The 11,143-nt window shown below is 72.7% G+C and carries 8 protein-coding genes; 2 read left to right on the forward strand and 6 right to left on the reverse strand.

What is annotated here, in order from left to right; translation table 11 throughout:
* Window positions 1–72 precede the first annotated feature (72 nt).
* The 4 genes from AB0D67_RS29725 to AB0D67_RS29740 all read right to left on the reverse strand — a co-directional run bounded on the left by AB0D67_RS29725 (window position 73) and on the right by AB0D67_RS29740 (window position 5,834).
* Window positions 73–1,236, reverse strand: a complete 1,164-nt coding sequence (locus tag AB0D67_RS29725; protein ID WP_362943206.1) for an acyl-CoA dehydrogenase family protein — start codon at window positions 1,234–1,236, stop codon at window positions 73–75.
* The gene (locus AB0D67_RS29730; protein ID WP_362943209.1) at window positions 1,236–2,186 is read right to left on the reverse strand and encodes a hydroxymethylglutaryl-CoA lyase; all 951 of its coding nucleotides are present in this window, start codon (window positions 2,184–2,186) and stop codon (window positions 1,236–1,238) included. The genes AB0D67_RS29725 and AB0D67_RS29730 overlap by 1 nt, the downstream gene beginning before the upstream one ends.
* Entirely contained in the window at window positions 2,186–4,192 is a 2,007-nt protein-coding gene (locus AB0D67_RS29735) for a biotin carboxylase N-terminal domain-containing protein (protein ID WP_362943230.1), read from the reverse strand. The genes AB0D67_RS29730 and AB0D67_RS29735 overlap by 1 nt, the downstream gene beginning before the upstream one ends.
* A 73-nt stretch (window positions 4,193–4,265) precedes the next feature.
* Complete coding sequence (locus tag AB0D67_RS29740) at window positions 4,266–5,834, reverse strand: carboxyl transferase domain-containing protein (protein WP_362943212.1); 1,569 nt, start codon at window positions 5,832–5,834, stop codon at window positions 4,266–4,268.
* 140 nt (window positions 5,835–5,974) lie between these two features.
* On the opposite strand from AB0D67_RS29740, the gene AB0D67_RS29745 reads away from it, so the two are divergent.
* Window positions 5,975–6,574: a TetR/AcrR family transcriptional regulator gene (locus tag AB0D67_RS29745; RefSeq protein ID WP_312873600.1), complete on the forward strand. Its 600-nt coding sequence runs from the start codon at window positions 5,975–5,977 to the stop codon at window positions 6,572–6,574.
* 66 nt (window positions 6,575–6,640) lie between these two features.
* Here AB0D67_RS29745 and AB0D67_RS29750 read toward each other — a convergent pair whose 3' ends face one another.
* Window positions 6,641–7,156, reverse strand: coding sequence for a hypothetical protein (locus AB0D67_RS29750; protein ID WP_362943215.1), 516 nt, complete (start codon window positions 7,154–7,156; stop codon window positions 6,641–6,643).
* 444 nt (window positions 7,157–7,600) lie between these two features.
* Window positions 7,601–8,671: a hypothetical protein gene (locus tag AB0D67_RS29755; RefSeq protein ID WP_362943218.1), complete on the reverse strand. Its 1,071-nt coding sequence runs from the start codon at window positions 8,669–8,671 to the stop codon at window positions 7,601–7,603.
* Between the two features lie 197 nt (window positions 8,672–8,868).
* On the opposite strand from AB0D67_RS29755, the gene AB0D67_RS29760 reads away from it, so the two are divergent.
* Window positions 8,869–11,088, forward strand: coding sequence for a thiamine pyrophosphate-dependent enzyme (locus tag AB0D67_RS29760; protein ID WP_362943221.1), 2,220 nt, complete (start codon window positions 8,869–8,871; stop codon window positions 11,086–11,088).
* Window positions 11,089–11,143: the final 55 nt, after the last annotated feature.

An 11,143-nucleotide genomic window follows, 5' to 3' on the forward strand; every position in this document is an offset into this window, starting at 1 on the left:
GGACGTGCGACGGCGGCGGAAGGGATCTTCCTCGTCGCACGCCCGGCATGTCCTCGAAGGCCCCGCGGCCGATCAGAGGTCGGCGAGGCCCAGTTCGCGGCTGATGAGCATGCGCTGGACCTCGCTGGTGCCCTCGCCGATCTCCAGGATCTTGGCGTCGCGGTAGAAGCGGCCGACCGGGTACTCGTTCATGAAGCCGTACCCGCCGAAGATCTGCGTGGCGTCGCGGGCGTTGTCCATCGCGGCGTTGCTGGAGACGAGCTTGGCGATGGCCGCCTCCTTCTTGAACGGCTCCCCGGCCAGCATCCGCTCGGCGGCGTGGTAGTAGGCCAGGCGGGAGGTGTGGGTCCTGGCCTCCATGTCGGCGATCTTGAACTGGATGGCCTGGTAGTGGCCGATCGGGTGGCCGAACGCCTGGCGCTCGCGGACGTGGCGCAGGCACTCGTCCACGCAGCCCTGGGCCAGGCCGACCGAGAGGGCGGCGATGGCGACGCGGCCCTCGTCGAGGGTCTGCAGGAACTGGGCGTAACCCCTGCCCCGCTCGCCGAGCAGGTTGGCCGCCGGGACCCGGCAGTCGGAGAAGGACAGCTCGCGGGTGTCGGAGGCGTTCCAGCCGACCTTGGAGTACTTCTTGGAGACGGTGAAGCCGGGCGTGCCCGACGGCACCAGGATCGTGGAGATCTCCGGCCTGCCGTCCGGGCGGCTGCCCGTGATGGCGGCCACCCCGACGACGCCGGTGATGTCGGTGCCGGAGTTGGTGATGAACGCCTTGGAGCCGTTGATCACCCACTCGTCGCCGTCCGGCACGGCGGTGGTGCGCATGCCGCCGGGCACGTCGGAGCCGCCGCCCGGCTCGGTGAGGCCGAAGGCTCCGAGCGTCTCGCCCGCCGCCAGCCGGGGCAGCCACTCGGCGCGCTGGGCGTCGGTGCCGAACCGGTAGATCGGCATCGCGCCCAGCGACACCGCGGCCTCCAGGGTGATGGCCACGCTGGAGTCGATGCGGGCCAGCTCCTCCAGGGCGAGGCACAGGGCGAAGTAGTCGCCGCCCATGCCGCCGTGCTCCTCGGGGATCGGCAGGCCGAACAGGCCCATCGCGCCCATCTGCCGCACGATGTCGTAGGGGAACTCCTCGCGCTCGTAGAAGTCCCCGATCACCGGGGCGACCACGTCGCGGGCGAACGCCTCGACGGTCTTGCGCAGGTCCTCGTACTCGTCGCCGAGCTTGGGCATCGTCACTACTCCTTGACGTCGGGGCCGGCCGCGCCGGTGGGGGTCTCCCCCAGCGCCTGGACGACCCGGGAAGGGCTGGGACGGCCGAGCCTCGCGGCCAGCCAGGTGCTGGTCTCCACCAGCGAGGCGAGGTCGAGACCCGTCTCGACGCCGAGGCCGTGCAGCATCCACACCAGGTCCTCGGTGGCGAGGTTGCCGGTGGCGCTCCCGGCGTACGGGCAGCCGCCGATGCCGCCGGTGGAGGCGTCGACCACGGTCACGCCCGCCCGCAGCGCGGCCAGGGTGTTGGCCAGGGCCTGACCGTAGGTGTCGTGGAAGTGCACGGCCAGGCCGGAGGGCCCGCCGAACGCGCCGATCAGTGCGGTGACGTGCCCGGGGGTGCCGACGCCGATCGTGTCGCCGAGCGACAGCTCGAAGCAGCCCATGTCGAGCAGCCTGCGGCCGACCCCGACGACCTGGCGGACCGGGGTGGGCCCCTCCCAGGGGTCGCCGAAGCACATCGACACGTACGCCCGCACCCGCAGTCCGTGCTCCAGCGCCCGCGCCACGACCGGCTCGAACATCTCGAACTGCGAGGCGAGCGTGCGGTTGAGGTTGCGGCGGGCGAAGGTCTCGGTGGCGCTGGCGAAGACCGCGATCTCCTCGACGCCGTGCTCCAGCGCCCGGTCCAGGCCGCGCTCGTTGGGGACGAGCACCGGGTAGCGCACGCCGGGGACCTTCTCGACGAGGCCCAGCAGCTCGGCGGCGTCGGCGAGCTGGGGCACCCACTTGGGGTGCACGAAGCTGGTCGTCTCGATCACCCGGTGCCCGGCCGCGGCCAGCCGGGTGACGAACTCGGCCTTGACCTCGACGGGCACGACCGCCTTCTCGTTCTGCAGCCCGTCGCGCGGCCCGACCTCGTAGATCGTGACCCGGTCGGGCAGCCCGGCCTCCCGGACCGCGTACGGCTCGCGCATCACCGTGCCTCCTCCTCGTCCCGCGGCCGGACGACCGCCAGCACGGCGTCCATGTCGACCGCCTGGCCCGCCCGCACCGGCAGCTCGGCGACGACGCCGGCGACCGGCGCGGTCACGGTGTGCTCCATCTTCATCGCCTCGACGATGACCAGCGGCTGGCCCTCGGCGACGCCCTCCCCGACCCCGGCCTTGACCACCAGGACCGTGCCGGGCATGGGGCTGCGGACCACCCCGTCGGCCGCGCCGCCCGCGCCCGCGCGGTCCCCGGGGTCGCCGAGGTGGTGGCGGGTCAGGGCCCAGGAGGCGCCGTCACGGCCCAGCCAGACGGTGTCGCCGTCGCGGGCGACGGCGTAGCGCCTGCGGACCCCGTCCAGGGTGACGAGCAGGTCGTCGCCGTCCAGGACCAGCGTGGCCCGTACGGTGCCGGCGTCCTCCGGAGCCCCGGCGGCCCGGTCCTCGCCGGCGGCCGGGCGCACCTCTGCCCCGGCGGGAGACCCGGGGAGCCCGCGCACCCGCACCTCGGTCACGCCGTCGCGGCTCTCCAGCCGCCACGCGGTCCACGCCGCGTCCCCGAGCCGCCAGCCGTCGGGCACGTCCCACGGGTCGGCCGGCACGGCGGGCGTCCGCTCGTGGTGCAGGAGCAGGGCGGCGGCGACCGGCACGTCGGCGGGTACGGCCCCGCCCGCGGCGAGCTCGCCGAGGTGGCGCTCGACCAGGCCGGTGTCGAGGGCCCCGGAGACGACCTCGGGGTGGGTGAGCAGGGCGCGCAGGAAGGAGACGTTGGTCGGCACGCCGAGCACGACCGTCCCGGCGAGCGCCCCGTCCAGCCGCCGCAGCGCGCTCGCCCGGTCGGGACCCCAGGCGATCACCTTGGACAGCATCGGGTCGTAGTCGCTGCCGACCGTCCCGCCGGCCATCAGGCCGGAGTCGACCCGGACGCCCTCGGGCTCGCGCAGTGCCAGGACCCGGCCGCCGGTCGGCAGGAAGCCCCGGGAGGGGTCCTCGGCGTAGACGCGGGCCTCCACGGCGTGGCCGCGCAGCCGTACCTCCTCCTGGGTGAGCGGCAGCGGCTCGCCGGCGGCGGCCCGGAGCTGCAGCTCGACCAGGTCCAGGCCGGTGACCAGCTCGGTGACCGGGTGCTCGACCTGCAGGCGGGTGTTCATCTCCATGAAGTAGTAGTCGCCGGTGGCGCCCTGGACGATGAACTCGACGGTGCCGGCGCCGACGTAGCCGACGGCCCTGGCCGCCTCGACCGCCGCCGCGCCCATGCGGGCCCGCGCGGCCTCGTCGAGCAGCGGGGACGGCGCCTCCTCGATGATCTTCTGGTGGCGGCGCTGGAGGCTGCACTCGCGCTCGCCGAGGTGGACGACGTTGCCGTGCGTGTCGGCCATCACCTGGATCTCGATGTGGCGGGGGTTGTCCACGAACCGCTCGATCAGCAGGGTCGCGTCGCCGAACGCCGCGGCGGCCGTACGGCGGGCCGACGCCAGCGCCTCGGGCAGCTCCCCGGCGGAGCGCACGAGCACCATGCCCTTGCCGCCGCCGCCCGCGGACGGCTTGATCAGCGCGGGGAAGCCGACCCGCTCGGCCGCCGCGACGAGGTCGTCGCCGGGTTCGGCTCCGCCGGGCACGACGGGGACCCCGGCCGCGGCCACGGTCTCCTTGGCCCGGATCTTGTCGCCCATGGCCTCGATGGCCCCGGGCGGCGGGCCGACGAACACCAGCCCGGCCTCGGCGCAGCGCCGGGCGAAGACGGCGTTCTCCGCCAGGAACCCGTATCCGGGGTGGACGGCCTGGGCGCCGGTCGCCTCGGCGGCGGCCAGGATCCGGTCGATGTCGAGGTAGCCGCCGCCGAGGCGGACCGCGACGTCGGCCTCGCGGACGTGCCGGGCGCCGGCGTCGGCGTCGCTGTACACGGCGACGGAGCGGACGCCGAGCCGCCGGAGCGTCCGGATGACGCGCAGGGCGATCTCGCCGCGGTTGGCGATCAGGACGGTGTCGAACATCCCGGGCCCGGCCCCGGGGCGGGCGGCCGCCGGGCCGGTCGGGTCGTTGGTTGCAGGGTTGGTCATGGGGCACTCACATCCGGAAGACGCCGTAGCCGACGGGGTCGAGGGGGGCGTTGGCCGCGGCGGACAGGGCCAGGCCCAGGACGGTGCGGGTGTCGAGGGGGTCGATGACGCCGTCGTCCCAGAGCCGGGCGGTGGAGTAGTAGGGGTTGCCCTGGTCCTCGTACTGCCTGCGGATGGCGTCGGGGTCGGCGTCGCCGACCGTGGACAGCACGTTGGCGGCCTGCTCGCCGCCCATCACGGAGATGCGGGCGTTCGGCCACATCCACAGGAACCGGGGCGAGTAGGCCCGTCCGGCCATGGCGTAGTTGCCCGCGCCGAACGAGCCTCCGACGACCACGGTGAGCTTGGGCACCCTGGCGCAGGCGACCGCGGTGACCATCTTGGCGCCGTGCTTGGCGATGCCGCCGGCCTCGTAGGCCCGCCCGACCATGAACCCGCTGATGTTCTGCAGGAAGACCAGGGGGATGGAGCGGCGGTCGCACAGCTCGATGAAGTGCGCGCCCTTGAGGGCGGACTCGGCGAACAGGATGCCGTTGTTGGCGATGATCCCCACCGGGTGGCCGTGGATGCGGGCGAAGCCGGTGACGAGGGTGGCGCCGTACTCGGCCTTGAACTCGCCGAACCGGCTTCCGTCCACGATCCGGGCGATGACCTCGCGCACGTCGTACGGCGTGCGGGTGTCGGCCGGGACGATCCCGTACAGGTCGCGGGGGTCGTGCGCCGGCTCCTGGGGGGCGGCGCGCTCCCACGGCGCGGAGGTGCGCGGGGCGAGGGTGGAGACGATGTCGCGGACGATCCGCAGCGCGTGGGAGTCGTCCTCGGCCAGGTGGTCGGTGACGCCGCTGACCCGCGAGTGCAGGTCGCCGCCGCCGAGCTCCTCGGCGGTGACCTCCTCGCCGGTGGCGGCCTTCACCAGCGGCGGCCCGCCCAGGAAGATCGTGCCCTGGTTCCGCACGATGACCGCCTCGTCGCTCATCGCCGGGACGTAGGCGCCGCCGGCCGTGCAGGAGCCGAGGACGGCGGCGATCTGCGGGATGCCGCGCGCCGACATGGTGGCCTGGTTGTAGAAGATCCGGCCGAAGTGCTCGCGGTCGGGGAAGACCTCGTCCTGCCGGGGCAGGAACGCGCCGCCGGAGTCGACGAGGTAGACGCACGGCAGGTGGTTGTGGAGGGCGACCTCCTGGGCCCGCAGGTGCTTCTTGACCGTCATCGGGTAGTAGGTGCCGCCCTTGACGGTGGCGTCGTTGGCGACGACCACGCACTCTCGGCCGGAGACGCGGCCGACGCCGGTGATGATCCCGGCCGCCGGGGCGTCGCCGCCGTACATCCCGTTCGCCGCGAGCTGGGACAGCTCCAGGAAGCGCGACCCCGGGTCCAGGAGGGTGTCGACCCGGTCGCGGGGCAGCAGCTTGCCGCGTGAGACGTGTCTGGCCCGCGACCGCTCCGGGCCGCCCAGCGCGGCCACGGCGACGCGTTCGCGCAGCTCGGCCACCAGCCGTTCGTTGACCTCGGCGTTGCCCTTGAAGGCGTCACCGCCCGGATCGCAGGCGCTTCGCAGCACCGGCCAGCCACTCATGCGCTCTCCTCTTCGGCGCGGCGGCCCGGCCGTCACGACCGCGACCGCCGCCCGGCCGCGTCGCCGCGGGCCGGTGGATGACAACGTCGTCTTCACCGAAGATGTTAGTCATCGTTAACGTCAGCGTCTACCATGCGGGTGTGACGACCGCTCCGGCCTCCGCTCGCGCCCGCGGCTCGCGACGCGTGGAGATACTCGACGCCGCCGCCGCGCTGTTCGCCGCGCGCGGCTTCCACGGTGTGTCCATCGAGGACATCGGCGGCGCGGTCGGCGTCTCGGGCCCCGCCCTCTACCGGCACTTCAGCGGCAAGGAGGCCCTGCTGGCCGAGATGCTGCTGGACGTCAGCGAGCGCCTGCACGCCTCGGCGGGAAGGTGCGTCACCGAGGCCCCCGACGCAGAACATGCCCTGGACGCCCTGCTCAACGGGCAGATCGAGTTCGCGCTCAGCCATCCGGCGCTGATCACCGTGCACGATCGCGAACTCGGCAACGTCCCCGAGCCCGCCCGGCGCCGGATCAGGCGCCTGCAGCGGCTGTACGTGGAGGAGTGGGTGACCGTGCTGAGCGAGATCTATCCCTCCTGCCCCGCGGCGCGGCTGCGCGCCGCCACCCACGCCGTCTTCGGGCTGCTCAACTCCACGCCGCACAGCGCGGGCGACCTCGCGCCCGAGCTGATGGCCGGGCTGCTGCGCGGGATGGCCCGCGCTGCGCTCGCCACGGTCGTGGTTAAGGAACGCTAACGGCGGCGGACCCGTGGGTCCGCCGCCGTCAACGACTCAGGCGGGGCCGCCGAGCCTGGTGGGGTGTCAGCTGCCCGGAGCCGTCATCGGGCGCGGCAGCGGGTGCGGCGGCGGGTACGACGGTGGGTACCCCACCGGCGGATACGGCGGCCTCGGATACGGCGGGTATCCCACCGGCGGGTACGGCGGCCTCGGGTACGGGTACGGCGGGTAGTACACCGGCGGCCTTGGATACGGGTACGGCGGGTAGTACACCGGCGGCCTCGGGTACGGGTACGGCGGGTAGTACACCGGCGGCCTCGGGTAACCCGAGGGCACGCAGTCGTACTGCGGGCAGGGCAGCGTCAGGCACTGCCTGGGATGGGGCACGCAGACCCGGCCCGGGCCGCAGTTGGCGTACGCGCACGGCGAACCGGGCTGGCAGGTGGCCTCCTTGGCCGCCCCCTTCGCCGCGGACGTCCCCTCGGCCACCGCCGTGCGGGCGGCGGGCGCGGACGCGGCCTCCGCCGCCACCGCCGAGGTGGCGGCCATCGATCCGGCCACGGTGATCGCGGCCAGAAGCGGAATAAGTTTTCGGAGCATTCCTCCCCCTTGTCATGATCGGTGATGCTCTGAATAGATGCTCGCACCGGCCATGTTTGCTGACGGCAAAACGACCTTCAGAAAGGCGGATGGCTTCCCCGATAAAAGTGACTGATCATCTCGATCGGCGCATGAGTGACTGGGGAGGAATATCACGGTATTCAGCTATAAGACCAGGCCATCGCGGCCGTAGGGGTGGATGCCGATATGAAGGGATTTAGAGCGGGAAATCACCGGGCGAACGGCCAAGTACGCACCAAAAAACCCGCCATCACATGGGATTTACCCAGGGGGATGAAAAGCCGCCCGGCCGTACCGGGCCGCGAGTCGGGCGGGCCGGAGGCGCATGGAGCCGGGCATGGGAACGGCCCGGGCGCCGAAGCGCCCGGGCCGCATCCGGACCGGCCGGCGCCGCCCCTGGAGGGGGCGGCGCCGGAGCGGACGTCAGTGCCTGATCACCCTGACGTAGTCGCTGCCGCTGGAGTCGGGACGGAAGTCGTCGTCACCGGCGAAGACGAACTTCCAGTGACCCGACCGGTAGGCCTTGGCCTTGGTGTAGAGGCGGCCGGAGCCGTTGGACCACGTGTTCCTGACGTGGCTCCACTTGCTCGACCCCGCGGGCTTGAAGTACAGGCCCACCTTGGCGCGGTAGCCCTCCCAGCCGGAGTCGTCGATCTGGAGCCTGCCGGTGAAGCTCAGGTACCGGCCGTGACGGACGGGCTCCGGCGAGGCGTTGAACTGGATGACACGGCTGGCGCCGCGCTCGGGCTCGGGCTCCAGGACCCGCACGTGGTCGGTGCCGCTGTAGGCCCCCTCCACGCCGCGGCCGCCGTCGAACACGGCCCGCCAGGTCCCGGACCGCTCGGCGGTCCCGCTCTCGGAGAACCTGCCGTACCGGTCGGTCCGGTCGGAGCCGACCTTCTCCCACCGCGAGGAGCCGTCGGCGCGGAACAGGATGTCGACCGTACGGTCCGCGTAGCCGTGCCAGCCGTGCCGGCCGTCGACGAGCAGGCGCCCGTTGACGTTGAGCCTGCCGCCCTTGCGCACCGGCTCGGGCCAGGCGTTGAACTCGGCGATCCTGGTGTCGAGGTCGTGGTGGTGCCGCCTGACGTCGACGGCGAACCGGCCGTAGGACCGGTCCTCCTTACCGTCCTCCCCGTGGGCGACGGCGAGATAGCTCCACTGTCCCTCGCGGCTCCTGACGTCGAAGGTCTTCGTCGCCGTCCACTTCGACTCGAGGCCGTGCGGAGAGGGCTTGACCTCCAGGGACGTCCAGTCCCCGCCAGGCGCCTTGATCTTGAAGTCGACCTTTCCTGCCCCCGAGGTGGTGAAGGTGAACTCCGCGCCGACCGGTGATCCGGTGACCACGATCGGGTTGGGGTCGACCTTCACACTGGCGACGACGGGGTCCGCCGCGACCGCCGCGACCGTTGTGGCCGCCATGGCGGAGGGGGCCAGGGCGAGTGCCCCGACGCCCACGGTCAGCGCGACGGCAGCTCTGGTGCGTTGCAACATTCGGGTGTCCTCCCGTTGGTTGAACGCGGCATGAGGGTGCCACGTCGTACTTCAAGTAGACGTACTAGACAGGTCAAGGGTTGTTAAACATGACAAACTGTCAAAAATCCGTGTCAGTTAGACCGTTCCACTCCTGTCTGTCAGGTCAAAGAGGCCAAGCGCGGGACGGCGCCCAGCTCGGAGGACATAATCGAGCTGTGGCGCGCGACACTGTTGAGACACACTTCGCCGAGGCCGTGACCGCCCTCGCCGCGGGGACGCCGCGGGATCCCGCCCTCCCCGTGCGGGACGACACCGCCCTGACCGGGGCCCGCTGCCGGGAGCTGTTCGAGTTCCAGCTCGGCAGCAGGCTCCTCGACGTCACGGCGCGCCGGCTCCGCGAGCAGGGCGAGGGCTTCTACACCATCGGCTCCGCCGGGCACGAGGGCAACGCCGCGGTCGCCGCGGCGCTGCGTCCCACCGATCCCGCGCTCCTGCACTACCGTTCCGGCGCCTTCTACCTCGCCAGGTCGGCGATGGCCGGACGCCTGCCCGAGGAGGGGCTGCGCGACGTGCTGCTCGGCCTGACCGCCGCCGCAGAGGAGCCGATCGCCGGGGGCCGCCACAAGGTCTTCGGCCACCCCGAGCTGGCCGTGATCCCGCAGACCTCCACGATCGCCAGCCACCTGCCGCGCGCGGTCGGCGTGGCGTTCGCCATCGAGCGCGCACGGGCGCTCGGCGTGCCGGGCGCCTGGCCGGAGGACGCCGTCGCGGTGTGCGGCCTCGGCGACGCCTCGGTCAACCACGCCAGCGCCCTGTCCGGTTTCAACACCGCCGCCTACACCGCCTACCAGCGGCTGAGGCTGCCCCTGCTGTTCGTCTGCGAGGACAACGGCCTGGGCATCAGCGTGCGCACCCCCGAAGGATGGGTGGAGGCCGCCCGCCACCCGCTGCTGCCGTACTTCGCGGCCGACGGCTGCGATCTGGCCGACGTCCACGACGTCGCGGCCTCCGCTGCCGAGCACGTCCGGACCCACCGCTCCCCGGCCCTGCTGCACCTGCGCACCGTACGGCTGATGGGCCACGCCGGCTCCGACGTGGAGATGTCCTACCGGACCAAGCGCGAGATCGACGCCGACCTGCGGCGCGACCCCCTCGTCGCCACGGCCCGGCTGCTGGTCGAGGCGGGCCTGGCCACGCCCGACGAGATCCTCGCGCACTACGAGACGATGCGCGAGCACCTGTTCAAGATGGCGCTGGAGAGCTCGCGGCGGCCCAGGCTCGCCTCCGCCGCCGAGGTCGTCGAACCACTGGCCCCCCGCTCACCCGAGCGGGTCGCCGCGGCCGCCTCGGCCGTGTCCACGGCCGCGTCGTCCCGGGAGAAGGCCTTCGGCGGCAGGCTCCCGGAGCGGGAGGGGCAGCTGACCCTCTCCCAGGCGATCAACCGGACCCTTGCCGACACACTGGCCGCCGACCCCGGCATGCTGGTGTTCGGCGAGGACGTCGCCCGCAAGGGCGGCGTCTACGGCGTCACCCGGGGCCTGCAGCGGCGCTTCGGCGCCGGCCAGGTGTTCGACACCCTCCTGGACGAGCAGGCCGTCCTCGGCCTCGCGCTCGGCACCGGCGTCTCCGGGCTGCTGCCGGTGCCCGAGATCCAGTATCTCGCCTACCTCCACAACGCCCTCGACCAGATCAGGGGCGAGGCGGCGACGCTGTCCTTCTTCTCCCGCGGCGCCTTCCGCAACCCGATGGTGGTCCGCGTCGCCTCCTACGCCTACCAAAAGGGCTTCGGCGGTCACTTCCACAACGACAACTCCGTCTCCGCGCTGCGCGACATCCCCGGCCTGGTCGTGGCCTCCCCCGCGCGGCCCGACGACGCGGCCTCGATGCTGCGCACCTGCCTGGCCGCCGCCCGCACCGACGGCAGCGTCTGCGTCTTCCTTGAGCCGATCGCCCTGTACAACACCCGGGACCTGTTCGATGACGGCGACAACGGCTGGCTCTCGCCGTACGCCCCGCCGTCGCGCTGGGCCGAGACGCACGTCCCGATCGGGCGGGCCCGCAGCTACGGCGAGGGCCGCGACCTGACCATCGTCACGTTCGGCAACGGGGTGCGGATGAGCCTGCGCGCCGCGGTACGGCTCACCGCCGAGGGCTACGGCTGCCGGGTCGTGGACCTGCGCTGGCTGTCCCCGCTCCCGGTGGACGACCTGATGCGCGCGGCCGAGCTGACCGGCAACGTGCTGATCGCCGACGAGACCCGCCGTACCGGCGGGGTCTCCGAGGGCGTCGTCGCCGAACTGCTGGACGCGGGCTTCACCGGCAGGATCGCCCGGGTCACCTCCTCCGACAGCTTCGTTCCCCTGGGAGACGCCTCGCGTCACGTGCTGCTGTCGGAGGACGACATCGAGGCCGCCGCCCGCAAACTGCTCAGCTGACCGTTGCTGATTCCGTAGTCGGATATCAGCAATCCGGGCATTACGTCCCGGAAGG

It is taken from the genome of Streptosporangium sp. NPDC048047 (assembly GCF_040653115.1).
In the GTDB taxonomy this organism is placed as follows: domain Bacteria; phylum Actinomycetota; class Actinomycetes; order Streptosporangiales; family Streptosporangiaceae; genus Streptosporangium.

Excerpts from the sequence above, each read along its gene's own strand:
- AB0D67_RS29735 (WP_362943230.1), bottom strand. The coding sequence starts at position 4,192 with ATGTTCGACACCGTCCTGATCGCCAACCGCGGCGAGATCGCCCTGCGC.
- AB0D67_RS29730 (WP_362943209.1), bottom strand. The coding sequence starts at position 2,186 with ATGCGCGAGCCGTACGCGGTCCGGGAGGCCGGGCTGCCCGACCGGGTC.
- AB0D67_RS29750 (WP_362943215.1), bottom strand. The coding sequence starts at position 7,156 with ATGCTCCGAAAACTTATTCCGCTTCTGGCCGCGATCACCGTGGCCGGA.
- AB0D67_RS29740 (WP_362943212.1), bottom strand. The coding sequence starts at position 5,834 with ATGAGTGGCTGGCCGGTGCTGCGAAGCGCCTGCGATCCGGGCGGTGAC.
- AB0D67_RS29755 (WP_362943218.1), bottom strand. The coding sequence starts at position 8,671 with ATGTTGCAACGCACCAGAGCTGCCGTCGCGCTGACCGTGGGCGTCGGG.